Consider the following 25610-nt stretch of genomic DNA (forward strand, 5'->3'; position numbering starts at 1 on the left):
ATCGGTCCGAATTTGCATTCGGCGCGGATCGGCGCGACCATAAGGTTTGTCCCTCCGGTTTAGGAATGCGCCATGACCGATACCCGACCTTGGGAAGAACAGTTCCATGTGGAACGGATCGAAGTCGTCGAGGAAACGCCGACCCTTCGAGTCCTGGAAATGACGCTGGCGCCGGGGGAAAAGGTGCCCTGGCACTGGCATTCCAACATCGTCGACCGCTTCTATTGCCTGGACGGCACAGTCGAGATCGAATCCCGTGCCCCGAAATCGATGCACCGGCTGACCGCGGGTGGTTCCTGCGCGATGGATCCGAAAGTCGCCCACGAGGTGCGCAATATCGGGTCCGACAAGGCGCGGTTGATCCTGGTGCAGGGGATCGGCCCCTATGACTATCACCCGGTCGGTCATGAGTAAGCCGGAGGCCGCCCGATGAAACTGGAAGGAAGCTGCCATTGCGGCGCGGTCCGATTCACGGTCGAATCGCCGGAACCCTACCCCTATAACCGCTGCTACTGCACGATCTGCCGCAAGACGCAGGGCGGGGGTGGCTTTGCCGTCAATCTGGGCGCGCGGTCGGAATCGCTGACCGTCGAGGGGCGGGATGCGGTGACCGTCTATCAGGCGCAAAACGACGACTTCGAAGACGGCTTAAGTCCTCTGCGCCGGCATTTCTGCGGCAAATGCGGATCCGGCCTGTGGTGTTATGACCCGCGCTGGCCCGACCTCGTCCATCCCTTCGCATCGGCCATCGACACACCGCTGCCCACGCCACCGGAATATGTCCATCTGATGGTCCGCTACAAGGCGCCCTGGTGCGAAACGGAGGGTAAGGACAATGACCCGCGATTTGACGAGTACCCGTCGGAATCTCTGGCCGAGTGGCATGAGAAACGCGGCCTGACATGCTGACACGCCTGACCGCCTTGTTTGCCGCCTGCCTCTGTCTGTCGGGGCCGGTTCAGGCGGAGGAGGCGGTCCGCAACCTGCGCGGCCTGACGCTGGGCATGTCGCGCGAGGCGGCGCTGGAGACGTTGAGCCATTTCCGGTTCTTCTGCGAACCGGCGATCCAGCACGGATACCGCCGCCATCATGGAACCCTGTGCCGGTACCGCGAATACCATTTCGGCATCTTCTTCACGGTGCGGCCGGATGACGGCACCGTCTATCGCATTGAGGTCGAGGACAAGTATCCCAATGGGTTCGATCTGGAAGCGGTGGACGCGCGCCTGCGCGAACGGTTCGGCGAACCGGATGTGGCGAAACGCAACGCCATGTTTTCCGGCTCCTATCTGCGCGTCTGGGAGCCGGATCTGACGGTACGGCTGGAGGATTACGAGAAGGATACGATCCGTCTGGTCCTGGCGGATCCGGATGTGGACGAGGATCTGCAACGCCAATGGTACGCGGAACTGCCGTCAGAATGAGACGCCGAAGACGCGGCCCAGCAATACGATCGCAATCGGCAGGGTGATGAAGGATACCAGGGTCTGAAGCGTGACAATGGCCGCCATCAGCGGCGCGTCGCCGCCCATCTGGCGCGCCAGGGTGAAGCTGGACGCCGCCGTCGGCACACAGGCGAAAATCATCGCGATCAGGGCCGGCAGTCCCTGCATGCCGACGATCTGAATCGCGGCGAACATGGCGGCCGGGAAGATCAGGAACTTGCCCGCCATGGACAGGACGACCGGCACGGTGCTGGCCTTCATCTGCGTCAGCCGCAGATTGGCACCGATGCAGAGCAACACGATGGGCAGCGCCGCGCCGCCCAGAATGTCGGTCGTATCGTGCAGCACCGGGATCAGACCGATTCCCGACAGGTTGAAGACGACGCCCAGTAGGACGGAGATCAGCAGCGGGTTGCGCGCCAGATCGCGCAGGATCGCCCGGACGACGCTGCGGTCCTCCTTCTGGGGCAGCATCCCGACCATCAGCGTTACGATGACGATATTCGTGACCGGGATCAGTACCGCCGTGACCAGGGCGGCGAGCGCCAGGCCGTCGGTTCCAAAGACCCGGTCGGCCACGGCCAGGGCAATGAACGTATTATGCCGCGCCGCGCCCTGCAGTACCGAACTGCCGATGGTTCCCGGCATGCCGCACAGGCGCGCCGAGATCAAGCTGAAGATCACCGCCCCGCCGAAACCCGACAATATGATCGCGGCATAGGATCCGAACATGCCGCTGGAAAGCTGCAGGGTCGATGTCGTGTGGAACAACAGGGCCGGGAACAGCACCCAATAGACGATCTTGTCGTTCAGGTTCCAAAAAACGTTCTAGGATTCCAGCCGCTTCGGTAAGCCATTGATTGAAAAGACAACGCTTTGAAATTGTGGCGAAACCGTTGCGAGTCAGCGGTATATCGACTTCCCGGTAAATACCGTTAGTTACCGCATCATGTATTGTCTTGTTGTACTGAGGTTGTACTGGCGCGGGTTGCGGACATGGGAAATCGGGATATATCCGCGTAGTTGGAACTTTCACCGTGAGGAACGAGAAATGGCAAAGACTAAGATCAACAAGAAGTGGCTGGCTTCTGTCCAGGGCGAATCGAAGGACGTTATCTACTGGGATGCGGACCTACCCGCGTTCGGGGTTAAGGTGACGCCGAAGGGGAACAAATCGTTCGTCTATGCGTACCGTGGAACGAACGGTCAGTCCAAGCGCATGAAGCTGGGCGACCATCCCGGCATGGACCTGGAAGCGGCCCGAACGAAGGTTTACGAATTCAAGTCGGCGCGTGTCGAAGGTATCGACCCGGCGGCGGTGCGCAACCAGCGCAAGGATTCGATGACTCTGCGCGAACTCTACATGGCTTGGGTCACGGAGAAGCTGGAAGGACAGTCCAAGCCGCTTATCGTCAAGCAGATCACCTATCAGTTCGACCACTACGTTTCGGACTACGCCGAATACAAGGCGGTCGATTTCAAGCGATCCGATATGCTCCAATTGCGCCGCGACATGGCGGATACCCCCGGCGCGTTCAACGCCATGAAGGGGTACATCGCGACGGCCTACAACTACGCCATCGATAGCGGGTACCTTCCCGAGGATTACGTCAAGCCGACGCGCCGCGTGAAGGAGTACCCCGCCGGGTCGCACAAGCGCGATATCACGCCGGAACAGCTTCGGACTCTCGGGGAAGTGACCCTGGACTGGGTTCAGCGCCGTCAGGAAAATCCGATGTTCCTGCTGGGTATCCTGTTCATTGCCGTCACCGGGGCACGTCACGGGGAAGCGCGTACCCTTCGCTGGGACCAGATCGACGAAGAAGCCGGGTTGATCCGATGGACCGACCATAAGACCGCGAAGAAGACCGGCACGAAGACGACGGCCCTTACCGACCCGGTACGATTCATCATCCAGCAGGTCCGAAACGTCCACCAGCAGGAGAACCTGGATACGGACTACCTTTTCGTCCAACTGAAATACACCGGCATGTACCGAGACGTTCCGGCGGCGACCTTCTCGAACGTCTGGAAGAAGCTGCGCGTTGCGGTGGGCCTGGAAGACTACAAACTGCACTCGCTGCGATCCACGTGGATCAACGTCGGGTCGGAACTCCTGGACCTGGATACGGTGTCGAAGGCGATCAACCACGCCAAGACCGAAACGACTCGCAAACACTATCAGGTGTTCCGCGACGAACGCCGTACCGACGCCCAGACCAAGATCGGTAATCGCGTCGGTCAGGCCATGGGGTTGTCGCTGGCGGGTTGACGCCGGTCGTATTCCCGCTACATACCGGGTACCGAAAGGTGCCCGGTATTTTCTTGGAGTAATCGGAATGGAAACGAATCTGCTATCGACGGAAGAAGCGGCGGGGGAACTCGGCTTCTCAGCCCACACACTGGAAAACTGGCGTTGCCTGAACAAGGGGCCGAAGTTCATCCGTTTCGGGCGTCAGATTCGATACCGCCGCCGCGACTTGGAACGGTGGATCAATATCCACGCGGTCGCTACTTCGGAAAGCCAACACTGACGCCGTTCTTCTTGGCGTGCAAGTATAGCCACAACAGCCGGTAAACAGGATGGGGTACCCGGCGGGCGCTGGGTAGGTTGATATCGGTGAGGTAGCGGTACACGGTCTTCCGGTCCAGGCCCAGAACCTCAGACAATTGATCGCGGTCCATACCGGATTCGGCGACCAACTCCCGGAAGTCCCTATTCGTCGGCCTATCCTTCACCACGCCCCTTCCATTCCTTGGCTACCTTCTCCGCAGATCGGCCCACGATGTATCCGCCCAGGCCGATCTTGATGGTTTCCCACATAACGTCGGGGAGTTCCAGCGTTAGACTGTATTCGGGTCCGGCGAACAAGCCGACGTAGGGTGCCAGGATGTAGTTGTTCGCGATGATCGCGACGATAACCATCATCAGGATCGGACGCCACGTAGCGGCCAGCCAGTGTTCGGACTGGGCTTCCGCACGGATGATGCTGGCGGCTTCCTTGTACTCGATCAGACTGCCTTCCAGGTAGCGGGTTTGGAGTTCCGCCTTCAGTCGCGCCGCTTCGTCCTTGTCGGCTACCGACTTATCGATGACCGAGAAGATACCGCCCAGAAGGGTTCCTGCTAGTGCGAATAACGACATGATGAAAACTCCCGCTTGGTGCAGGAGTATTTAGTTTCCGGGGTAAGTACCCCAGGAGGTAGCGACCATGACTCTGAAGAAGGTTAAGAAGTGCGTGTTCTGCAAAAAGGAGTTCGACCGCGACAAATGGGTTGCGCGTCATTGGTGCGCTCAGCGTCGCAAGGCGAATGAAAGGGCGGGTCTGGACCCGGACTTCGGCAAGCCGGTAGAGGGCGACGAATCGTCACCGCCCCGTATCTACGTCGGGTACGTCAATGGTCGCTACGTCACTTGGCCCGCCCAATCCCAGGCGGACGCGGACGTGCTATTCGAGACCATGCGTGCGATCCTCCCCCCGGTTACGGCCCGCGATCTGGCCAACCCGGTGGAATGACCTATTCGGCGTGGTGCAGGTCGTACATCAGCGCCACCTTCTGCATGGATTCGGACGAGATGTTCGCCCCGAGATGCGGCGCGGCTTCGATCAGCGTTTCCACCATGTCGGCTTCCATGACCTCGATTCTGTATTCGTCTTCGCGGACGCCGGTATGGGAAAACCACTTCGTCACGTAGTAGGCGAACTGATTGAGCGTGAGCAGTTCCGCTTCGTGATACGGCTTCCCCTTGGCCTGTCCGATATCGACCTTCCAGAAACGGCCCTGGGTGTCGGTGTGCAGTTCCAGCACGCGCTGCCCCTTCGGGTGTGAGTAGCAGACGCGCCCAACCAATTCGGACGAATCCGTGTTCAGGAAGTCTTCGCCATGCTGGTAGATCATGCCGCTTCCTCCACGGGACGGACCACGGCAGGCACTAGCCGGTCCAGGAAACGGTCAAACGTCAGGGGGTGACGTTCACCGGACGGAACCAGCCGATCCAGGATCGGGGTCGGGACAGACGGTTGCGGGGCGGGTACGGGGAACAGAATTACTTCGGCCATATCGGGACACTCCATACGGTTCCCCGGCGTCATGCCGGGGCGGGCTCAGGATTGAGCCTCAGAGGGTCCCAGGGGGGTCGAACCCCTAGCCGCCGCCATGTTGGACGGACCCGCCCGATGGAGCGCCCAAGCGGGCGCGGTCGGTACTGCATGGGTATGTAGCGGGAATTGACGGGAACTCAAGAGGGCGGAACGCAACGGCCCCGGCGGGGGAAAGGGGTCACCGCCGGGGCCAAACGAAACAGAGGGCCTGTCCATAGCCAACGTCGCGAACGCTATGGCGGGCTTCCCCCGGCGTATTTAGGTTCGGATTGGTTTTCCTGGACGAAACCCTGGACGGGACACTCCAAGGCGTGGGCGAGTTCGAACAGCACGTGGGAACTGACCGGGACGGACCCGGCTTCGACCTGGGCAAGGCAATCGGATTCCAGACCGGCGCGATCAGCGAGTTCCGATTGGGATAGTCCAGACCGAACCCGACAGGCCCGGACGTTCCGGGCGACCAGCAGGGCAAATTCCTCGGGGTTCATTCGGATCGCAACGGCGGGGCACCGTTCAACAGCACGTCCAGGTTCCGGTCGGACTGTTCCGGCGTCATCGGGGGTGTCTGCGGATCGGTCTGGAATCGTCCCGACCAATACTCGGTCTGCGCATCCCAAAGCCAACGATGGGTCGGATCGGGCGTCTTCGGACGGTAGCAGATGAACGAACCACAGAAGTAGGGTTCCAGTTCGGTCGGCCCGGACGGTTCGGTCACGGTCTCGGGCGCGGTCTGAGCCATGACCGGCGCTGAGAGGGCCACGGACAGGCCCAGGGCCGCAATGAGTACACGCATGGTCGATCTCCTTCCGGTGACACTGTACAGGCGGCGTGTCGCCATTGGCAACATGGATAGTCGCCATCGGTCCTACACGGTGGCGTTCTCCACCTGACGGTTATAGGAACCTTGGAAGCCGTTTTGCTCCATCAGGTCATCCCGAATGGTCGCGGCCTTCTTCTCGTGTTCGATCACGCTGAGAAACGCCCGGTGAATGCAGGTCGTGAAGTAGGCGAACGGATTCGGGTACTTCTGACGGGAAGGATCGAACTTCGGCCAGACCCGGCATAGGTTGACCAAGGCATCGGCCTTCATGTCGTCCAGATAGGAGTAGCCGTTGAAGTTCGGCTTGCGCGCATAGTTCCAAACCATGTGGTCGAGCATCCGGGCGAGTTCCGGCGTCATCGCCGCCCCAGGACCAGCATCGGGGTTCCGGTCAAGCCGGTCCCGGCTCAGGTCAAGTTCCCGAATAAGATCAGCGTTGCGGACCGGCATGGGGCATATTCCAGTTTGCGGACTGGCATGGGGTTCCTTCCGAATTGTACAGTGGGGATAATGTGTTTCGGACGCGGAACCCGAATGCTGAATTGAAACCATGCGTCCATCCGGTCAATTCGGCTTCGTCCAAATCGCGGAACTGTATGACCGCAATATTAATGGCGAGTTGGAACAAAGCTTCATGGAGCATGTATCGGATGCGCTCCAAAACACCGTCCGGGTTTGGGCAATCGATCATTTTACGGCTGTCTTCGAGAAACCCGTCGATCAACAGTTCGACTCCGCCATAGTTGCCCAATCCGCCTTTCTGTACGTTGCCTTGGGCGGCATGGAAGTAAGGTGTCTCGACGCGAATGATCAGGTTGTGGTCAAGGATTTCCACCTCACAGCGGTATTCGTCATCCGTGACGACAATGCGATTGGTTTGCGGAACTTGGAATGTCATGGGGATTTTCCCTCTTATTGTTGGGTCCGGTTAGGACCGGGTAATGAGCCTTTCGGTTCTGCGGACAACCGAACCGAGTCGGTAAAGGACATACGAAACGATCAACATCGGCAAAGTCAGAACCAACAAGACTGGGGTTAGCGCGTTCGCTACCACTGGGTTCGTGACCTTGTTGCTGAATTCGACGCCCGCTTTGGTGACGTAGTACCAGAACCAGACAGCGACATTGATTATGGCAACGGTATGAACGGTCGGATCATCGGTGATGCAAATGAAGACCGCACCGGCACAGATCACGCCCGCCCAAAAAATTTCTAGGTGCTCTTCTACCGTCATTTTGGTTCATCCTGTTGTCCGTTTCGAATCGGCATGGGGTTACACCTGGGTGAACGGCGCAATTCCGATGCGCTGGTTCTGCCTGAAGGCGCGGACCTTCCCGGTCATCGATCCGAACAGGAAGTACAGGGCCATGCCGATACGTTGGTACCAGCGGTAGGAACTCGGATTCATATAGTAGAACAGGCGTTCGGCATGCAGAAGCAGCAGACGGTCGGCCACACCCTGGGTGATCCGGCTGTAACCGTTCTCGTTCATCCAATTGACGCGGTGGACGGCCTCTCGCAATCCGTCTTCGTCCACGGGGATACCGGACTGTTCCAGAACGGTTCGGATGTAGGTATCGGTGATTTCGGTCATGGGGGTTATTCCTCCTCTTATCGACCTGGGGTTCATCTTAGGTGGGTGTAGAGGTACAGCGCCCCGAACAGGACCAGCCCGACGAGAACCGGCGGCAATAGCGCGTACCAGCCCATGTCCAGGACCATCGTACCCATCGGGAACAACGCCCTGGCTTCGGCTTCGGATAGTAAGGATTCGGTCATTGCCTTTTCCTCTCGATCTATTGGTTGCCGAGTTACTTACCCGACTAGACCAAAAGGTATGCACTTTGGGTAACAGTTCCAGGGTTCGCCGGGTTTCGGCGAAGGAAGGACGAATCGTTTCCGCAGAAGTAATCGGCAGGAATAGTATCAGGAAATAGCGTAACCCAATATCCAGATCGCGTATGCGCCGGTTAGAAAAGCTACCAGCGCGTCTAGGCGACGCAGATAAAAGAATATCTTATTAACTGTTGAAATCGGTGCAATATCATAGAATGCAATCGCAACCCCGGTTTTGGTTAGGTTTCTAGTATAGTACCGGAACATAAAAGACCGAAGGTACCGAACAACGAAACCCACCATGAAATAGGACACCCCTACCAGCATGAGAATTTGATAGGTTGAGAGGTGTTCCTTGGGCAACGCAATGCCTAACAGATTAAGCTGGTTCATAGGCCAACCGGTATACCTAAGAAGAATCACCGTCAGGGAACTGACAGTCAGGTTCCGCATAGCGCGGCGGGCATCCTCCGCGATATCAGACTGAAGAGACTGAACTGCCAACTGTAGTGCCTCGTCGGCATCTTTTTCGGCTTCCGTTTCCTGCTCTAAAAACCGCCTTCCCTGTTCCCATTCTTCCGGGGTCGGTTCTCGTATCGCAGAGACTTCTATCGACGGCTTATCGGACGGTTCTTTACCCATCGCGTGGTCCCAGGTTCGGTGGACAATAAGCGACGCCTAGTACGATTCTCAGAAAAATGCGCGTGTTTTTAAAGGCACCCCCCCACGGCGCGAAAAGAGAACAAAGGGGAACCGGGTACCGGGCGGGGGGTACCCTCGGAACAGTCGAATTGTCATGCCAGAACGTACACCACGGGGAAAAACATAGGTTTTCCAATGGTTTGCGCACGTACATCCCAGGCTAGGACAACACTAGGACAACGTACGGCGCGGATTCGTGGTGCGATTGAGGGTCTATCGGGTTGGGGGAACGAGAACACGCCTGATGTTCTCATTCGTGTGTACGGGATGAGAACAGATCGGGCTAGGGTCTTGGGGTTTGAGCATACCTAAAGCCGCATTGTCGAGGGGACAAAGCGGGGCACGATACGCAACTATTTATGGAAGTACCGAACAGCCTAGGGAATCCTTGTATCGTGCCCTGTTTGCCCAGGTATTTACCCGACTATCCGCCCAGGCGTCCGACCATGCGTACCCAGACCGTTACCGATGCGTGATCTTGTGGGGTTGTATGGGTTTGGCTCCGATACCCTCATAGGATGGTGCGCCCTGGTAGACACTTGCCGCGCCCTGGTAGACCGTCCAGGCGTCGCTGGGGTGTGTCCAGGCCGTGAGGGTGTGGCACCGCCAGGGAAGCCGCTACGGCCCGTCCAGGCTTGGCTGTAGGCTCTCAGGCGTCCAGGCAAAGGAAAACCCCCCAGGCGATCCTAGGGGGTTCTCTCAGGCTCTACAGGGTGCGACGTGCTAGGCGTCCGGGTTCCAGGTGACGCTTGCCCAGTAGCCGCAACCCAACTGCACCGCCGCGCCGTTCACTCCGTCCAGTTGGCGGGACTTCCACACGCATACCCCCGAGTCGGTTTCCAGGTCGTGTGCGGCCCATCCATGGGTGCAACCCCATCCGGTTTCCGGTTTGGGTTCCTGGTCCGTGTATTCGGCGACGGTCTCGGTTAGATCGTCCAGGCGTTCCTTGATGGTCGTTACCGCGTCGTCCAGTTCGGCACGGCATGCGGACAGTGCCAGGGCGTTGGCGTAGGCTTCCCGTGCGCTGCGCCAATCACCGGCCTTGTACTCGGTTCCGCTGGTCAGTTCGTCCGCGTCCGAATAGTGGTCCTGTTCGTAGTCGCTGAAAATGTCGTCCAGATCGTAGAAGGCGAACTCCGTAGCATACAGATTGTTCTCTGCGGCTTCCCGTGCCGATTCCAGGTCCGGCTGGTAGTTCAGACATTCCAGTAGTTCATTCAGGGCGAAGCTTTCCGCGTCCAGTCGATTATGCATTGTCGGTTCCCCCCTGATAGAACCCGGAACGGTTCACCCTTTCTTCGAAATTCTGGTATAGCCCATCCGATACCCCGGCTTCGAAAGCTTCCCATGCCTGGGCCGTATCCGGGCGCGAATCGATGTCCTGAACGTACCCCTTGAACTCGGTTCCGAATAACCGGGCGGTTTCCTGATAGTGTTGGGCGATGACTTCGAAGACTTCCCAGGCGGTGTTTTCGTCCGTTACCGGGTCGCATCCTTTCCAGTCGATATCTTTTCGGGGCACCGTTCCGATATCCGGCAAGTCGATATTCGAAGCCGCGCACCATCCCCAATCCGATCCGATAGACCGGACCGCTTCTAGGGTTCCGTATGCGAGTTGTGACATTCCTTTTCCTTTCACGGTTCTAGCGGTTCCAATCGCTATTTGTCGCCATTGGCGATTCGCCCTTATATCACGGCGGGACCGATGGCGACAACCCGGACAAACAAAAACCCCCAGGGGGTTAGCCTGGGGGTTCTCGTTCGGGGTATCGACTTGGGTTACTTCGCCTTGGGGGTTCCCTTCGCCTTGGCGTCCAAAATTGCCTTGTCCAGTTCCCCGGCTTCAGCGGCCTTGATCAGGGTTTCCAGGACCGTCTTACATGCGGCCAGGGAATCCCCCGCTTGGAAGCTGGGCGAACCGTTCACGGGCATTTGCCGGTTCCCGTAGTACGGGGCGACGAAGTAGGCACCGCCCTTTTCGAAGTACCAGCGGCGCATGCCCTGGGTGGCTTCCGGGTCGGCGATTTCCTTATCGATGGTCTCGATTTGGGTCTTCGCGGCCTTCACGAACACTTCGCGGGCGTCCGCAATGCTGCTGGTCTTCGTCGATTTCGGCTTGGTAACGTCCGTCGCGGTCAGACCGGCAAGGATCGAAGCTTGTTTCGCCATTGTCATACTCTCCTCTGTTTTCACGATGATGATACGCCTAGGGCCTGGACGGGGTTACCGTCCGGGGTTCGGCGCATTTACAGTTCCAATAACAGCCCAGACCATCCGGGCTGAACTTCTCTAACATGGTATCGGAGCGACTTGCAACCCCATTGTAGGCGGCGCGGTGCCATTGGCGAAACAAGGCCATTTCTGGGCACACCTTGAGGCGGACAGGATTCCAGACACATTCGGGTAAATATCCGTGCGACGGGGAATCGGTTCCGATCCTTCCATATACCGACCGTCGCGCCTTGGGTGCCCGTCCAGCGTGTAGAGTTGAAATCCGGGAACCCGAGTATCGCACCGCGTCGATTCGTGCCAAGTGTGCAGGATCGGGCGAAACCGGGCGGAAATCCGGGGTGGATTTCGATCCGGTTTAAAGAGAACGGATGTTCCGGTATTGTCCGGCGTTCCGTTCAGGTTCCGGCAGACTGAACAGCCGGGTTTCCTAGATGGGTCTTTCGGTTTATTCCTGACAATCCGAACGGTGTTACGGCTTAGCCTTGACCGGCTACCAGCCCGCCCAATGCCTGTCCGGTTGCCTGCGCGGTTTCCGGGTTGCCCTGACCGGACTGCGCCTGTTGCGCGCCCATCATGGCCTGGACCGTGTTGATGGCCTGCATTTCCTGCTCGACCTGCTCCATCGGCTTCAGCATCTGGGGGGATACCCCACCGGCTTCCAGAATATGTCGGGTCAGCTTCGGCACGTCGATGTTGGCCAGACCAATCGGCCCGAACAGGCTGGTCGCCAGTCCGATCATTTCGACCGTTCGGGTAATTTCTTCCATCGCCATTTGACGACGGACCAGCGAGTAGGTCAGCAGCGTAATCGGCTTGGCGTCCACCTTGAATGATTCCATGACCCCGGCATTCTGAAGCAGGCGAATCGTCGCCAGGACAATCGGCTTCAGAAATTCCTTTTCCAAGCGGATCGCGTTCGGCCCGATGCTGCGAAGGAACTGCCCCTGCCTTACGGTGACTTCCGCCGTGGTCATGCGGTTGGCCGGATCGGGCGGCGGAAGCGCATCCGAGTACAAACCTTCCCTGATCTGGGCGCGGGTCTGTTCCAGCAGGGCGTTATCCACGCGCAGATCGCCGGGGAACGGGATTGGCTTCAGCCCCTCCCCATAAGTGTAGAGAACCGCGCCCGGATACAGAGTCTGGTCCTTCATGCCTTCGTCGTCGGTGAACCACGCCCCATGCGCGGCGAAGTCGCCGTGGTCCAGCATGCATTCCACGATTTTGTTTGCGGTTTTTATATGGGCCAGCGTTTGGCGAACCGGGGAGTCGCCCCAGGTATCGTTCGCGCCCTTCGTCCAGCGGAACACGACGAACGGCATATAATTTACAGTCTTCATGAACAGCTTGTGCCACCCCTTCTTGAGGTGCAGCGCGTAGTCGGAACGCTTTCCGTTCGGCGTCATCGACTCGATTACCGGCACCGGCTTGTCCGGGTTGTCGCGCGCCATGTCCTTGAGTTCCTGCGGGGCGTCGTCCGGGTACATTTCGACCAGCGTACGGGCGGGCAGTTCGTGATCGCGGAACACCGTGTCCACGTCGCCGCGACCGTTGTCCATATAGGCCAGTTCCTGCACCGGGACCGCCGTGTAGCGCAGTCCGCTATCGTCGTACTCCACGGCTAGACATGCGGACCCGGCGACGATCACGTCCTTCAGGGCCTCAGCGGCGGCAATGTAGAAGTTCGATTGGTTCAGGTGGTGAAACAGTATCGTGGTCTGTCCAGCCAGTTGGCGACGCAGTTCCCCATGCGGTCGGTTCTTCACCAACTCGGGTTCCACGTCCAGGACGGCCCACTTCGAATCGTTCGGGATAAGGAATGACAGGATCGTACTGATTAGCTGATCCGCACTCTTGGTTGCCGTACTATCGTAGAGTTCACGGTAGACCGACTCACCGGCTTCACGCTTTGGTTCGCGTGCCGGGTATGTGTAGAGGTACGATTCGTTGATATGCTCCGCGTGATGTTCCTTCTTGGAACACGCAAGCTTGTACCTCTTCTTGATCTGAGCGGCCTTCGTCTGATCCATCGATTAAAGCCCCAGACCGTCGCTTTCCTGGTCCAGGCCGAGGAACCCGGTTCCGGGGTTCAGCGTGGTGTTCTTGGCGCGGGATTTGGCGCGGCGCTGGCGTTCAGCTTCAGCGGCACGCTTCGCTTCCATTTCGCGCTGCTCCACGGCTTCTTCGGGACGCGGCGGCGGCGGCGGAAGGTTTGTTTTCGGCGGGGCTAGTGGTCCTGCACACATTGCGGGTATCCTCCTTGGTTCCTGGAGTTATTTACCCATCAACGCAAAGGGCCAGCCCGGTTAAGGCTGGCCCTTCTAGCTTCTGCTTGCGCGTCCGGTTAGACCGTGTAGTCGCGGTACCCAATCAGGTACAGATTCAGGGTCTTGTCGCTGGACGGGGTTGCGGCGGAACCGACGTTGGTTGCCACCAGAACGGTGTCAGCCGCGTAACGGTTCAGCGTGGTCGCGTCCACTCCGGGAACCGTCGCCGTGTTCCAGGATGCGGCAACCGCACCGGAACTCGGGTCCAGACCGTCGAAGATCGCATCCAGGTTTCCGCCGTCCGGGCCGATATCGATTTCGTTGTTTGTCGTCAACTGTTCGATATCGACGAAGGCTTGCACCACGACGAATCCGGCGGGAACCGTACCGAGGGTGACTTCCCCGGTACTATCCGCCACGGCGTTAAGGGTTGCGGTCATCTTGATGACCTGGAAGTCGCTGTAGGTAATCTGGGTCATTGTTCTTATCCTCCTGTTACCGCTTAGTCATCGACTTCCACGGAGATGATCCCAGCCGGGTCAACCGCCACGGCACCAGCCGACAGCTTGCCCATGACCTGCCAGAGGTCCTTGTCGGAGCGGTAATCGACGCGGAGCGAGATGTCCTTGCCGATGGCCAGTCCGAGCGCGGACTTATGGAAGGCGAAGCAGGTGTGCTTCGATGCGGTATCGACCGGCAGAAGGTCGGCGTCTTCCATCAGGATGACATTGAAGCCCATGACGCCCTTCACGAAGCCGGTCGTGAAAGCTTCCTTCGACAGATAGTCGTTGGACGCGATCTTGGCGTCGTTCAGCATGTCTTCGAGCGCACCGTAGTGAATGATCAGATAGCGGTCTCCCATCGGCACCTTATTCTTGGTCAGTTCCTTGTGGAGTTCCGCGACCAGATCGGTGTCCATCGCGCCCGCCGTTGCAGAGTTGGTGGTCGTCGCCATCGCGGTGACGATTTCCTCCTCCAGGCCACGGTTGATCGCGCCGGTCACCGTTGTCAGATACTCACGGCGGTAGTCGGCGTTCGTCTTGAACTGATCCAGGTCATCGATCCATTCGACGCCGTGCCAGTTCGACAGGGTTGCGGTCTTGATGCTGTGGGAAACGTCCATCGGCTGAAGGTCGGCATGGCGGGCCTTGTTCTTGGTCGCCGATCCGGTACCGATCACCGGGAACTTGTAGGCTTCACCCACGACGTTGTTGACGGTACGAACCGCGCCACGCAGGTTCGAGTTCAACTGCTGGAAGTTGTGATGAACTTCCGCCGTCCACTGGGTAATGAAGGTATTATCGATTGTGGTACTCATCGGGATATTCCTCCGACTAGATGGTTTGGGTTTTCGCCAATCCACCGCGTCGGTTATCCGTATGAGTAAGGTCGTCTGGAATCCGGTTCTCCGCACTAGATGCGGGCCAGAGTTGCGCCTCGTGATCGGGCCGTACGGGGTTGTCTTCTTTATTTACCGACCACAAACGACAAACCCCCCGCATTTCTGCGGGGGGTTCCGTGCGGATACTCGGTTATCCGTATTACTTGACCTGGGATAGTTTCCCGGACAGTTCGCTCGCCTCTTGCTGAAGCCTCTTGCCGCGCGGAGTATTCGCCCAGTATTCCGGGTCCGCCACGACTTCGCTCAGGCGGCTTTCGATATCGGCGGACCCGGCGGTATCCGAGTTCAGGATTTCCACGCCGCGACGGTCCTTCATCATGGAGTACAGCAGTTCCATCCCCTTGGCGGTCTTGCCCAGGGGATGGGTCAGCACGTCACGGTCCAGGGTGCGGGCGAATGACCTGACGGCCTGTTGGCGATCCTCCAGGTCGTCACCCCAGGATTCCCTCAGCGCCTTCGCCTGGGCTTCCTGATCGACGGGCGGGCCGTATTGGGCCGCGAAGCTGGAAAGCTGGGTTTTGTACATCCCGATGACCCCGTTGACCTGATCCTGGGTCATCTTCAGTTCCTTGAACCCATCGGTAATCATGGTGCGTTCATCGTCGGACAGTTCCGCCAAACCGTGTTCCTGGATCGCCGTATCGAAGTCGTAGCTTTCCGGGGCGGAAGGCTGTTTCTCGCCGAGTTTCTTTTCCAGGTTCGCATAAGCCTTCGCCATGTCTTCCGGCGACTTGAACTTCTCGGGCAACCACTCGGGGCGGTCTTCCTGGGTATCGGTTTCGGAATCATCCTTGTCCTGGATATCCGTTTCCCGCGACTCGGCCTGTTCGGCGTCGTCATCCATACCGTTCAGGAAACCCATATCGACGGGCTGTTCCTGGGTCTGGGTATCGGTTTGCGTTTCCTGGGTATCGGCGGCACCTTCGGTCTGATTGCCGGTTGTTGCCGCGTTATCCGCCTGGGCGGTCTCTGCTTCGGGCATTGGGGGTTTCCTCCTACTTTGGGGTGCCGCGCTTGACGCGGTTCTGCACATACAAAAGCAACGCCCTACGCGCCTCTTTCCAGATGCAGGTATTGGCGTTGATTTCTCGGTCGTTGATGCTGGGGAATTCGACCTGCTTTAGCAGGTCGTCTAGGACCTTCAGGCCCTGTTCCGAACCGAAGACCATCGCGTAGCGTTCGTCCATTCGGTCGGAGTCGCCGGTATTGGGGTCCGGCTTTGGATTATGCGTCCATCGCGTCATGATAGGTTCCGTTCGGTTCGTTTCGGTTCGAACCTATTTACGGAACTCAGTCGGTTAGCCTGACCGTAAACGCCGGGAACGTCGTGATGGACTTCCTCAGACCGAACCAGCCGTGACAGTAACTCTCGATAAAGCCGAAGTATGTTGCGGTTTCGGAACCCGCCATCTCTACCGGAATGGTCAATCGGACCGGCACCGTCGTGGTTCCGACCGGGCTGTAGCCGCCTTCGATGGTGGCACGAACTCGCGCAATCCCGTCGTGATCCACCCAAAACTCAACGATATCGCTGGGGCAGGATTCGCGACGGTTCACCGTGTATTCAACCGTTAGATAATCCCCCGCCGAATAGGTCCCTTCCGGCACCGTGACGGCTAGTACCTCGACCGGGTTTCGGGTCACCATGATGAAGGCCCAGGCGATGAATAGCCCGGCGATCAGCGCCGTCAAAATGCGGCGCATCGGGGTGCAGTAAAATAGGCGATGTTCAAGCGTGTTGGTCATGGCAGTGGAATCCCCGATTTGGTCATGACCCAGTAGACCAGCACGCCAACGGCGCTGATCCCGATGGATGCGAGTCCGACATACAGGCGGGCCAAGCTGCTTTGGTTGCGGTCGATCTTTTCGTCTTGGTACTTCTCGTGGGTTTCCAGGACGGTGACGCGGACTTCCAATTCGGGCATGTCAGTTACTCCTGGTCGGCCAACCATTCGGCGGCGGTTTCGGGCCAGCCCGTGGTCACGTCATACGCGGCCAGATCGGCGATAGAATTCAGCGCATCAATGGCGGATTCATGGGTCCACTTTGCGGCGTACATGGCGCGCTTATGGTCGCGTGCGGCCTTCGCCATGGCGACTACCCCGGCGCGGTCCAGGCCGTAGAAAGCGTTGTCGTACCCGCGCCACTGATAGTCTTCCGGCCACGTCGGGAAGTTCGTCAGGTCGGTCGCGGCGGTGAATTCGGTGTCGATATCCCGCTGCGAGTTCGCGTCGATATCAACCGGAATCGTATCGTCGTAGACGAACCCCTGCGCCATACGCCCGGAAAACTCGGCTTTCACGTCGGCTTTTCGTTTGTCACGAACGCGATCTAGCGGCCAGGGGGTGAAGGTGATGGTTTCCACAACGTCACCATCGACCAGCGCGTAGGTCGGTGAATTTGCGAAGTGGAACGCGCGGTTTTGCTCCGGTTGCTTCTGGATCGGGTGATACCCAAGGGATGCGAGTGCCGCCCTGGTGAAGTCCCGGAAGATCGACGCGGGGTAACGCACGCCCTCTACCTCAATCGGTCGGGCGGCGCGGAATACGCGAACTACGGAATCGTCTCTGACTTCGGCGAACATGGCGGGTACCCTCGTTGTTATTGTTATTTATCGTCCCGGTACCGGCGGCAGGTTCCCACCCCCGGCGACGTCGGCTATTGCTAGGTAGACGTAGGTGTATCCGCTGGTGTTCATGTCGCCGCTAGTTTGGCGGTGTTTGAAGCCATCCGATAGGATATCCAGTCCGCCACTTGCGAACGTGACCTCGGCGGCGCTGCTATTCGCACGAAGGCTATCGGTATGCGGGTTGTATTCGAGGCGTTGGGTATCCCAGAGTTCCCAGTTGCCGGTGCCGCCGCTGGCGACCTTGATCATCAGGAAACGCGGGCGGAACCCGCACCACACGAACGGACCACCCGCCGCGCCGTTACCGATGTACGATCCGACTTTGCAGACGCCAGGGACGGAGCGGAATGCGTAGAGGACCGCATCAGAGGCGGCGAGCAGCGCGTAGATTATCGTCGAGGTCGGAGCTAGATTACCCCAACGTCCAGAGGCCGACGCGGCGTTAGTAAGGTTCAGATATAGCTCGTTAGTTTCCCCGGCATCCTTATGGTAAACGTACCAATTGGTTGCGTTCGAGAGGTCCTTCATAATAACCAATTCTGGCGCATCCGGGAGCCCGTGACCGATTTGGTCTGTGCCTCCCGTCATAGTCGTGGTGATGACACTGAAGTGACCGGCGTCCGCCACACTAACGGTACTGCTGATCGAACCGTCCGCGTTTGCGGCACCTGATCCACCGGCTTTGAAGCCCCAGGAAACAGCCGCGTAGGTGGCGGCGTTAATGTCGCCGGTTCCGTCCAGGGTAAATCCATCGCTATCAAAGCTATCGAAGTACGAGGTCGTGGCTTCAGCATCTGTTGCGTTTGTTCGCAGGCGTTTATCCGCACCGCGAACCGCGTCGAAAATGTTGTGGTTCTCCGCTAGGTCGCGGTGTTTCCCCCACACTAAGTCCGGTTGGAACCCGAAACCTGAAACGGCCTGTCCAGTTGCACCATTCCCCGTGTAAAGCACGGCATTGAAATAGTCCGCGCCCTGATACGCCGCCGTATTCAGGTTCGCCGTACAAAGCGCCTTCGCGCCGGACGGGGCCGAGTAGGTCCATTCGTCTTCCTGGAAGTACCAGCGAACATCGCCGCCGGACTCGCATGCCGATGCGAAATGCCAGTGTACCGAGGTATCGATACTGCTGATCGTCCCGACCAACGCCCCGTTCAGATAGACAGTCAGATCGCCGCTATCGTAGTGCAGGCCGATGATATCGTTGTCGGCCCATCCCGCCCCGGAACCGAGTTGCGTTGAACTATCGTTGTTGCGCCAGTTGGTTTGCGATCCGTTGGAGGTCAGACCATAAGCGGTTGCCGTGCGGCCCAGATAGTTGTTGTTGGCCGTGACGTTGTAGTTGCCGATCTGCGGCGCGTAATCGATACCCACTGCTGCCTGCCCGGTAGTGGCATCCGCAATGATCTGCGCTTCTGCGTAGAAGTTGCCGGTACCGGGAAAGGCCAGAGTTGAAGGTGTAACACTGGCGTCCGCACTGGCACGGCTTACGCGGCGTGCCCCTTCCGCGAAGGTGGCCGGATGTTCCCCGGTGATATTCGGATTCATTACGGCGTAGTGGTTGGACGGGCTGTTGGCCGAACCGTTTGCCGCCTGAGACATGCTGGTCGGGGTGAAGTCATTGGAGTTGGAACTGGCGTCGGTGCCGTCACCGATTCCCGAGGTTAGGCTGAAACTGTTGCCGCCGGTCGCACTCGCCATGGCGACGGCGGCACTATCCGCGATGGGCGACCAGATCGAACCGTTGGTTCCGGCGGCGGTAAACGCGCCGAAGTCGGTAATCGAGTAGTCGCCGTTCTGGATCGATACGCCGTCCAGCGAGGTGAACTGCGCCATGTATCCATCGAAGAACAACGTCGATTTGTTGTAGGTGCCGATGACGTTCTCAACGCCGTTGGCCATCCAGTTGTAGGTCGCACCGGATGCGATGTTGGCCGCGCGGTTGTCCAATGCAAAACTGGTGACTTCCTCCCCGTTCACCCAAAGTTTCAGCCTATCGGCGGCGGTAGCGTCGTCGGAATCCAGGGACAGAACCAGATGGAACCAGCCGGTATCGCGATAAACCGCATTCGTGGTAATCGCCGTGCCGGAATCCTCGGATACCGAGATTGCGTTCGAATTGAAGTATAGATTGATGCGACCAGAACCGGGACCGCCCGTGCGGCTTTCGAAGATGAATGGCGACGAACCAAACCCGGTTCGCATGACCCAAACCGACACGATCCATTTCGACCCATCGTTCGGGGCGCTCCCCCATGTCTTCGCCAGATAGTCGGCGCTACCGTCGAACCACGCGGATGCGGCGACGGTATCGGCGTCCCAGACTTGACCGGAAGCAATAGCGGCGGCGGGAAAGATCGGCATTAGCTGACCTCCGTTGCCGCCGTCACATAGACGCTGGTTCCGTCACTGACGTAGCTCAGAATGTGCGTGCCGGTTCCCAGGCTCAGACTGCCGCCCGGTACCTTCACTTCGGCCCCCAAGCTGATCGTGTGACCGCCGCTGTTATCCAGGATGATCCAGCCGGATTGGCCATTCACTTCGTTGCTGAATTGCAGGGTCACGTTGCCGGACGGGGTAACCTTGAAGTTTTGCGCGGCGCTCATATCGAGAGTGCCGTCGTTGTCCGTCGTGAACGGAATGTATCCGGTCTTCGCGGTCAGGTTCCCGGTCAGGGTTAGGCCGGTCGCGTTCAGCGTGGCCAGCGTGGTAACGCCGTTGGAATGCGTCCAACGGAACGGGCCGGTGCCGTTAGAATCGAAGTTGAGACCCGAGTTGCTGGCCCCGGTTGCGCGGATGATCGGGCCGAAGTTGGAGTTCCAAGAGATGAAGTTCAGGCGGGACGACGTACCGACCGAGTCGTTCGACGTGAACACGGCGTCGGCAATCACGCCGGGAACCGTCAGGTCGTCGCCGTCGCTGATCGTGACGCCCGAACCCTGGAAGGATTGCCCGCCGGTTCCGTCGAATCGTGGCACCGCGTTGTCGGTCGATGATCCCGGAAAGATTGCCGAACCGATGCTGGCCAGGGTGACGTTTTCCAGGGCGGTGCCCGCGCTGTTCCATCCGATCACGGTAGAAGCGGTCGGCGTCGGCCAATCGTAACCGGAACTGCCATCGGTGATCGGAACCTGGATCGCGCGTTCCAACCCCTCCGAAAGCTGTTTGATCGCGACCCAGGCGCGGTCGTGGTCCAGGTTGACGGTATCAGCGAGATACGGGCCGGATTGCTGGTAATCGGTGTCGCGCTTCAGCGGAAGGTCCAGGGCGATAACGATGGCGGTAGCCGCCGTGGGGATGTTGCCGCTGGTAAACGTGATGCTGCCGTTCGAACCGTCGCCGCCTGAAACGGTGTAGTGGGTCGTCAGGGTCTGCTGGGTTCCCGCGACGAAAACGTCAAGGTCCGAATCATCGAAGAATTCGAACGGAACGCTGTAGGTTGCGCCGCCAGTCGCGGAATAGGCAATTCGGGTTGCGGTGGTCGTAATCGTCATAGGTCGGTGCCCTCAGTAGCTGAGGGTATTTACCGACCTACCTGACTGATTAACGTCCGAACGCGCGATCCAGCCATCGACCGTACGGACCGCGCAGTTCGCCGTTCAGGTTCTTGTCCTCGGCCAGCCTTTCCGCGCGCTGCTGGGCACGGTCGTAGGCTTCCGGGTCCACGAAGTCGAACATGGTGTCGTAGATGGCAGAGCGGTACAGGCCACGGGCAAACCACAGGGATTGCCCCGGTACGGTTCCCGACATGGTGCGGAACAGATCGCGGGTACCGCCGCGCAGTGCGCCTTCGATATCCTCTTGGGAACGATCCACCAGACCGGCTTCCTCCAAAAGAAGGCGTCCACCGGCACCAGCCGTACGGGCACCGCTATCCATGATCGACATTACATCGGTGAAGAACGGTCCCAGGAACAGGCGGGATGCGTCCACGCGCTCCGGCATTTCGCCGTTGAACAGCATGCGGAAGAAGTTTTTACCCCCGGTATCGGCATAGAAATCCCCGATCAGTCCGAACACCCCGGATGACGTGAAGGCTTCCAGCCAGTTACCGGCCTGGGCCGGGTCCAGCAATTGGTTGCCCTTGCTGACTTCGCGGGCGTTCATCACCACCCACTGGCTCAGGACGGTAAGCGCGGTCAGTGTCGCGATGGTGTTGACCTTATCCGCCACGGTCGTGCGCTGGTGGACGGTGCGCCCCAATACCTTGCGGGTGTAGGTGATCGGGAACGTCTTGAACCCGAGCAGGGTACGGGCGACCTGTTCGGACGCCGAACCGGGTTCGAAGTACAGACCGGTTGCCGCCACGTCGCGGGCGTCCGGTCCGATGACCATGGAAGTCGCGCCTTCATCGAACCAAGCCAACAGGCGGTGCGTCAGGGTAACGCCGGGTTCCGCGTTCGGGTCCAGGGTATCGGCCTCACGTAGGACCAGCGGATCGAACTTACCTTCGGCGTCCAGCGGTTGTTCCCTAAGCAGGCGGGTCCAGTCGGCTTCCCCGATTCCGGTTCGGGACAGGGTGTCGCGGTACTTCGGCGTCAGTTCAGACCACGCGATTCGTTGCGCGATCTTGTCGCCCAGGTCGGAACGCATCATCGCGGTCACACCGGCACGAAGGCTATCTGTCCACCATTCCAAACCGGAAACCTTCATGACGAAATGCGCCATGCGGGACGAACCGTTCGACAGTTTCCCCACGGCGGTATCGGCACCGGCCATGAAGCGATCCACGATGGAACCGTTCATCGCTTCCACGGCAGTACCAAGGTATCGCCCATAGGTTCTTGCCTCCGAAGATCCACTTCCGTAGCCGGAGAGGATACGGCCCATGTTCTGCATGACCGGCATATCCTGAATGCGGGACCCAAACGCCATGACGGTTGGCACGTCCAGAAGCGCGGCCAGTGTCGCCGATCCGAGTTTGGATGCGATCTCCACGTTGCGCCCGGTCTGCATCGCGGCGGTCCAGGCCGGACGTTGCGGAATGGTCGGCAAGGCGAGACGGCGGAACTGATATTCGGCCTGTTTCAGGTCGGGTTGGTTTCGCAGCGTCGAGTTGGCATTGCGGGTTCCATCCGTGGAACTGGCGAACTTGACCAATTCATTCCAGGTGGTTTGCCAGTTCGGGCCGAACATGGTCATCAGCGCGTTGCGGCGGCTCATGTATTCGAATTGGCTCAGGATGGTCGCCATGAAATCACGCTGGCCAAAGCGGTTGTTGTAATTGATCCAGCTATCGCCGTCCTTGAAGACCAGAACCGGGTCGATCCCCCTGCCGTCCTTCAGCGCCTCAGACAGGAGCGGGTCGCCGAAGTCGGTACGCGGCGTGGTATCGCCCATGGCGTTCACGTCGATGATCCCGTGGTTCATTTCGATATCCCGGTACATCTTCTCGGCCAGGGCACGGCGGCGTCCAATATCCCCATGGACGCTTTCGTCCAGGGACTCGGCTAGGGTCGTGACGAAAGCGTCGCGGTTATCGCGGATGCTTGTCCAGTCATGGAGGGGCTGAATCATGCCGCGCTTGGGCTGCATGTGATCGCCCGCGCGGTTGTTCTTGAAGCGCAGGAAGTCTAGTTCCTCCACCAGAACCTTCGCCACGTCGAACGCCTTATCGCTTCGGGTTGCGCGGTCGGTACGTCCGGCCATCAGCGCCATGGCTTCGCGAACCACATCCTGAGACAGTTCCGGGTCGCGAAGTTCGGCGTAGCGGTTCGGTCCGCCCAACACCTTGTCCAGGCGGGGTAGCAGACCCAGGTTGAACGAATCGCGATGCGTCGCCTGGATTAGTTCCTCCAGGGTGATATCGACCTTCGATCCGACAGAACGCGATACGATATCCTTCAGGGCCTTGCCCTTGGCCTTGCGGGCGGCTTCCTCGGTCTTCCCCTTGTAGGTTTCGGCCAGTCCGCGAACCCTTTCGAGCAGACCGATGCGCGCCTTCGTGCTCATGTAGCGACGGGCCAACTTCAAGGCTTCCGCCGTCGTTTGCTTGCTGATCTGGATATCGATTAGTTGGTCCAGGGCGTCCGCGTATTCCCCGGCGGTTTCCGCGTCCCTTGCGGCCTGGGAGAAGCGATTGAATGCGGCTTCATCGATGACGGTTCGGTCACTCGGGTCGATGCCGTTCTTCTTCAGCGTACCTTCCCAGGCACGGATCAGGCTTTCCACCGCCGCCATTTCAGCGTCGGACACTTCCTCTCCAAGGTTTCCCAAGGGGGTTTTGTAGAAGTCGAGTACGCATTGGTTCATCGGTTACTTGCCCCCAAACATACAGGCGAAGACATCCCTCAGCGCCTTGCGGCTGGTCTTCAGGCGCTCCACCGTCTGGTCTCGTTCATCAAGAATGGATTTGACCTCGGGGCGGCTGGTATCGGCGTCCGCGTACAGACCGGCTAAGCCGTCTTCGTCTTCGACATATTTATCCCCCAGGATTTCGCGGGCGGTCGTCACCTCGGCGGCTTCCGTACCGACGCGGGCCTGGGCGGCTTCGAATTGGGCACGTTGGGTTTCTTCCAGGACGCGGGCGGCGTCATCGGCGTAATCGATTTCCGGCGATTCCAAGGCGGCGTTGATTTCCGCCGGGGTTGCGTCGCCGGTTTGCAGCTTGGCGGCAACGTCGTGAACGTTGGCCATGCGGTTGCGGTTGCCCAGCCCGTATAGGAACACGCGCAGCGCCTCGAAATCATCGAAGTCATGAACGTCATCGCCGATGCGGATGCGGGTACGTTCGAAACGTCCGACGCCTTCCAGGATCAGATCGGACGCTTCCACGGCCTGACCTTCCGACTCCACGACGAATTCACGGCGCGGCCCCGCCGAAGCGGCCTCACGGTTTAGGTCCAGGAACTCCGATAGCTGCTGGACCTCGGGGTCTCCGTTTTCGTCCAGGCGTAGGGTCTTCTTCCCCTTGGGGGTTTGCACGACGACTTCGACAGAAAGTTCGTCGTTTCGGATGAAGTCTTCAATCGTGTCCGCCAGTCGGGAAAGCGAATCCGGGTTGCCGGTGATCGTTACGCGGTCCTTGCGCTTCGCCAGACTGACGGCGGTACCGGCTTCGATTGCGCCAGTGAAGCTGGTACCGAACTCGGCTTCCGCAATGTCGGGCAACTTGCGGGTCGTGGTCGTGCCATCGACCGTACGGCGGGCCGAATGGAAAGCGCCGGACTGTACATCCAGCATCCCGTTTACCGACTCGCTTTCCAGGATGATCGGGCGGATCGACGCGCCGATCCTCTCAACGGGCTGAACCTGCGGCGGCGCATCGAAGCGCCCCGGCGCGGGTTGCGGGCCGATCTGGTCGAACGTCACGCGGGGTGTTTGGTTCCTGTCAAACGTACGGCCAACGGCGGTATCGCCCTGGACCGGGCCGACCTCGGTTCCATCGTCCAGCACAAGGCGCGGACGCGGCTGGGGCGGGTCCAAATCGACGGGGGCCTGGTTCGCCCCCTCGGGGACGTTTGGGCGATCCTGGACGGTCTCACGGATACCCTCGGGGCGAACCTCGGGCACGTCCAGGTTCGGCGTATCGACGCCCTCGGGCGGTGCCATGACCTGATCCAGGCTGGCCTGGGCGTCCGGTGTCAGTCGGTGACGAATACGAAGGGCGCGGGTCGCCGATCCCAAGGCATGACCGGCACCGCCGAAGATACCCCCAAGGGTCGCGGCGAAGCCCAAATCGATCATGTAATCGTCCAGGTCAACGTCGCGCTGCAAGGTGCGGTCGCTGGCCAGTTTCATCGGGGTGATCGCGATTTCCGCCGCTACGTTGGTCGCCGCACCGGCACGGATCGCCCCGCCCAGGCTCTTGACGGAAGTCGCGCCGATTCCGAACGGAATGAGGTTGATCGGGTCGAATACCCCGCCGCCAAGGGCACCCAAAAAGTAACCGGCCTTAGATGACCCGGACATGGATTCCAGTCGGACGGCATTGCGGCGTTCACGGTCGTAATTCTCCGCGATGGCGCGTGCCCATATCGTGGTCATCCTCGGCTTGTACTCCAAGCCGGGGCGATAATAGATACTGCTGCGCCAATCGTCTTCGGAAATGGCCGGGTCCAACTTCAGGCTGGCACGGTCGCGCAACAGGGTGTTGCGGGCCATGCCCACAGTGGTGTTCCTCAACCCCTCACGGAAGCCGAGTCCGAAGGACGATCCGAACCCGATATCCTTCCGGCTGA

At 59.4% G+C, this 25610-nt stretch carries 34 protein-coding genes; 6 read left to right on the top strand and 28 right to left on the bottom strand.

Going from position 1 to position 25610, the window contains the following annotated elements; genetic code table 11:
* The first annotated feature begins 72 nt into the window (after positions 1-72).
* Genes ACO06O_RS04050 through ACO06O_RS04060 form a run of 3 tightly spaced genes read left to right on the top strand, consistent with a single transcriptional unit; the run spans position 73 to position 1424 of the window.
* On the top strand, positions 73-414 hold the full coding sequence (locus ACO06O_RS04050) for a cupin domain-containing protein (protein ID WP_421876542.1): 342 nt from the start codon (positions 73-75) through the stop codon (positions 412-414).
* A gap of 15 nt (positions 415-429) precedes the next feature.
* Positions 430-909 (top strand): GFA family protein, encoded by a 480-nt coding sequence (locus ACO06O_RS04055; RefSeq protein WP_421876544.1) that lies wholly within the window; start codon positions 430-432, stop codon positions 907-909.
* Complete coding sequence (locus ACO06O_RS04060) at positions 903-1424, top strand: hypothetical protein (protein WP_421876546.1); 522 nt, start codon at positions 903-905, stop codon at positions 1422-1424. Before ACO06O_RS04055 ends, ACO06O_RS04060 begins: the two co-directional genes overlap by 7 nt.
* On the opposite strand, the gene ACO06O_RS04065 is transcribed toward ACO06O_RS04060, so the two are convergent.
* Entirely contained in the window at positions 1416-2234 is an 819-nt protein-coding gene (locus ACO06O_RS04065; RefSeq protein ID WP_421876548.1) for an AEC family transporter, read from the bottom strand. The two genes, ACO06O_RS04060 and ACO06O_RS04065, sit on opposite strands and share 9 nt — an antisense overlap.
* A 262-nt stretch (positions 2235-2496) precedes the next feature.
* Between ACO06O_RS04065 and ACO06O_RS04070 the strand changes: the two genes are divergently transcribed.
* Both ACO06O_RS04070 and ACO06O_RS04075 read left to right on the top strand, forming a co-directional pair.
* Positions 2497-3717: a tyrosine-type recombinase/integrase gene (locus tag ACO06O_RS04070; protein WP_421876550.1), complete on the top strand. Its 1221-nt coding sequence runs from the start codon at positions 2497-2499 to the stop codon at positions 3715-3717.
* Between the two features lie 67 nt (positions 3718-3784).
* Positions 3785-3979: a helix-turn-helix transcriptional regulator gene (locus tag ACO06O_RS04075; protein WP_421876552.1), complete on the top strand. Its 195-nt coding sequence runs from the start codon at positions 3785-3787 to the stop codon at positions 3977-3979.
* Positions 3980-4173: 194 nt separating this feature from the next.
* Here the strand turns inward: ACO06O_RS04075 and ACO06O_RS04080 are convergent, their stop codons facing one another.
* Positions 4174-4590: a 3TM-type holin gene (locus ACO06O_RS04080; protein WP_421876554.1), complete on the bottom strand. Its 417-nt coding sequence runs from the start codon at positions 4588-4590 to the stop codon at positions 4174-4176.
* Positions 4591-4657: 67 nt separating this feature from the next.
* Between ACO06O_RS04080 and ACO06O_RS04085 the strand changes: the two genes are divergently transcribed.
* A complete protein-coding gene (locus ACO06O_RS04085) occupies positions 4658-4963 on the top strand; it encodes a hypothetical protein (protein WP_421876556.1) in 306 nt (101 codons plus the stop codon).
* 1 nt (position 4964) lies between these two features.
* Here the strand turns inward: ACO06O_RS04085 and ACO06O_RS04090 are convergent, their stop codons facing one another.
* The 26 genes from ACO06O_RS04090 to ACO06O_RS04215 all read right to left on the bottom strand — a co-directional run bounded on the left by ACO06O_RS04090 (position 4965) and on the right by ACO06O_RS04215 (position 25533).
* Positions 4965-5345 carry a hypothetical protein gene (locus tag ACO06O_RS04090; protein WP_421876558.1) on the bottom strand — a complete coding sequence of 127 codons (381 nt, stop codon included), beginning with the start codon at positions 5343-5345 and terminating at the stop codon, positions 4965-4967.
* The gene (locus ACO06O_RS04095; RefSeq protein ID WP_421876560.1) at positions 5342-5506 is read right to left on the bottom strand and encodes a hypothetical protein; all 165 of its coding nucleotides are present in this window, start codon (positions 5504-5506) and stop codon (positions 5342-5344) included. The genes ACO06O_RS04090 and ACO06O_RS04095 overlap by 4 nt, the downstream gene beginning before the upstream one ends.
* A 275-nt stretch (positions 5507-5781) precedes the next feature.
* Positions 5782-6036 carry a helix-turn-helix domain-containing protein gene (locus tag ACO06O_RS04100; RefSeq protein WP_421876562.1) on the bottom strand — a complete coding sequence of 85 codons (255 nt, stop codon included), beginning with the start codon at positions 6034-6036 and terminating at the stop codon, positions 5782-5784.
* Positions 6033-6341, bottom strand: a complete 309-nt coding sequence (locus tag ACO06O_RS04105) for a hypothetical protein (protein ID WP_421876564.1) — start codon at positions 6339-6341, stop codon at positions 6033-6035. Before ACO06O_RS04105 ends, ACO06O_RS04100 begins: the two co-directional genes overlap by 4 nt.
* 72 nt (positions 6342-6413) lie before the next feature.
* The gene (locus ACO06O_RS04110) at positions 6414-6818 is read right to left on the bottom strand and encodes a hypothetical protein (protein ID WP_421876566.1); all 405 of its coding nucleotides are present in this window, start codon (positions 6816-6818) and stop codon (positions 6414-6416) included.
* On the bottom strand, positions 6799-7266 hold the full coding sequence (locus ACO06O_RS04115; RefSeq protein WP_421876568.1) for a hypothetical protein: 468 nt from the start codon (positions 7264-7266) through the stop codon (positions 6799-6801). The genes ACO06O_RS04110 and ACO06O_RS04115 overlap by 20 nt, the downstream gene beginning before the upstream one ends.
* A 30-nt stretch (positions 7267-7296) precedes the next feature.
* Positions 7297-7602: a hypothetical protein gene (locus tag ACO06O_RS04120; protein ID WP_421876570.1), complete on the bottom strand. Its 306-nt coding sequence runs from the start codon at positions 7600-7602 to the stop codon at positions 7297-7299.
* A 39-nt stretch (positions 7603-7641) separates the two neighbouring features.
* Positions 7642-7962 (bottom strand): hypothetical protein, encoded by a 321-nt coding sequence (locus ACO06O_RS04125; RefSeq protein ID WP_421876572.1) that lies wholly within the window; start codon positions 7960-7962, stop codon positions 7642-7644.
* Positions 7963-7994: 32 nt separating this feature from the next.
* Positions 7995-8147, bottom strand: coding sequence for a hypothetical protein (locus ACO06O_RS04130; RefSeq protein ID WP_421876574.1), 153 nt, complete (start codon positions 8145-8147; stop codon positions 7995-7997).
* A 147-nt stretch (positions 8148-8294) separates the two neighbouring features.
* Positions 8295-8846 carry a hypothetical protein gene (locus ACO06O_RS04135; RefSeq protein WP_421876576.1) on the bottom strand — a complete coding sequence of 184 codons (552 nt, stop codon included), beginning with the start codon at positions 8844-8846 and terminating at the stop codon, positions 8295-8297.
* A 783-nt stretch (positions 8847-9629) separates the two neighbouring features.
* Entirely contained in the window at positions 9630-10160 is a 531-nt protein-coding gene (locus ACO06O_RS04140; RefSeq protein WP_421876578.1) for a hypothetical protein, read from the bottom strand.
* Positions 10153-10530 (bottom strand): hypothetical protein, encoded by a 378-nt coding sequence (locus ACO06O_RS04145; RefSeq protein ID WP_421876580.1) that lies wholly within the window; start codon positions 10528-10530, stop codon positions 10153-10155. Before ACO06O_RS04145 ends, ACO06O_RS04140 begins: the two co-directional genes overlap by 8 nt.
* Positions 10531-10685: 155 nt before the next feature.
* Complete coding sequence (locus tag ACO06O_RS04150; protein ID WP_421876582.1) at positions 10686-11075, bottom strand: hypothetical protein; 390 nt, start codon at positions 11073-11075, stop codon at positions 10686-10688.
* A 539-nt stretch (positions 11076-11614) separates the two neighbouring features.
* Entirely contained in the window at positions 11615-13165 is a 1551-nt protein-coding gene (locus ACO06O_RS04155) for a portal protein (protein ID WP_421876584.1), read from the bottom strand.
* 3 nt (positions 13166-13168) lie between these two features.
* The gene (locus ACO06O_RS04160) at positions 13169-13297 is read right to left on the bottom strand and encodes a hypothetical protein (protein ID WP_421876587.1); all 129 of its coding nucleotides are present in this window, start codon (positions 13295-13297) and stop codon (positions 13169-13171) included.
* A gap of 182 nt (positions 13298-13479) precedes the next feature.
* The gene (locus ACO06O_RS04165) at positions 13480-13881 is read right to left on the bottom strand and encodes a hypothetical protein (RefSeq protein WP_421876589.1); all 402 of its coding nucleotides are present in this window, start codon (positions 13879-13881) and stop codon (positions 13480-13482) included.
* A gap of 23 nt (positions 13882-13904) precedes the next feature.
* Positions 13905-14720 (bottom strand): phage capsid protein, encoded by an 816-nt coding sequence (locus ACO06O_RS04170; protein ID WP_421876591.1) that lies wholly within the window; start codon positions 14718-14720, stop codon positions 13905-13907.
* Positions 14721-14943: 223 nt separating this feature from the next.
* Positions 14944-15786, bottom strand: coding sequence for a hypothetical protein (locus tag ACO06O_RS04175; protein WP_421876594.1), 843 nt, complete (start codon positions 15784-15786; stop codon positions 14944-14946).
* 13 nt (positions 15787-15799) lie between these two features.
* Entirely contained in the window at positions 15800-16048 is a 249-nt protein-coding gene (locus tag ACO06O_RS04180; protein WP_421876596.1) for a hypothetical protein, read from the bottom strand.
* A gap of 46 nt (positions 16049-16094) precedes the next feature.
* Positions 16095-16550, bottom strand: coding sequence for a hypothetical protein (locus ACO06O_RS04185; protein WP_421876598.1), 456 nt, complete (start codon positions 16548-16550; stop codon positions 16095-16097).
* A complete protein-coding gene (locus tag ACO06O_RS04190; RefSeq protein WP_421876600.1) occupies positions 16547-16729 on the bottom strand; it encodes a hypothetical protein in 183 nt (60 codons plus the stop codon). The genes ACO06O_RS04185 and ACO06O_RS04190 overlap by 4 nt, the downstream gene beginning before the upstream one ends.
* Before the next feature lie 5 nt (positions 16730-16734).
* Positions 16735-17388 carry a DUF4376 domain-containing protein gene (locus tag ACO06O_RS04195; RefSeq protein ID WP_421876602.1) on the bottom strand — a complete coding sequence of 218 codons (654 nt, stop codon included), beginning with the start codon at positions 17386-17388 and terminating at the stop codon, positions 16735-16737.
* 27 nt (positions 17389-17415) lie between these two features.
* Positions 17416-19794, bottom strand: coding sequence for a DUF7483 domain-containing protein (locus ACO06O_RS04200; protein WP_421876604.1), 2379 nt, complete (start codon positions 19792-19794; stop codon positions 17416-17418).
* The gene (locus tag ACO06O_RS04205; RefSeq protein WP_421876606.1) at positions 19794-20924 is read right to left on the bottom strand and encodes a hypothetical protein; all 1131 of its coding nucleotides are present in this window, start codon (positions 20922-20924) and stop codon (positions 19794-19796) included. The genes ACO06O_RS04200 and ACO06O_RS04205 overlap by 1 nt, the downstream gene beginning before the upstream one ends.
* Before the next feature lie 49 nt (positions 20925-20973).
* A complete protein-coding gene (locus ACO06O_RS04210) occupies positions 20974-23625 on the bottom strand; it encodes a hypothetical protein (protein WP_421876608.1) in 2652 nt (883 codons plus the stop codon).
* 60 nt (positions 23626-23685) lie between these two features.
* Positions 23686-25533 carry a hypothetical protein gene (locus tag ACO06O_RS04215; RefSeq protein WP_421876610.1) on the bottom strand — a complete coding sequence of 616 codons (1848 nt, stop codon included), beginning with the start codon at positions 25531-25533 and terminating at the stop codon, positions 23686-23688.
* Positions 25534-25610 lie beyond the last annotated feature (77 nt).

The sequence above is a fragment of the Pacificispira sp. genome, from assembly GCF_965228185.1.
Lineage (GTDB): Bacteria > Pseudomonadota > Alphaproteobacteria > UBA8366 > Aestuariispiraceae > Pacificispira.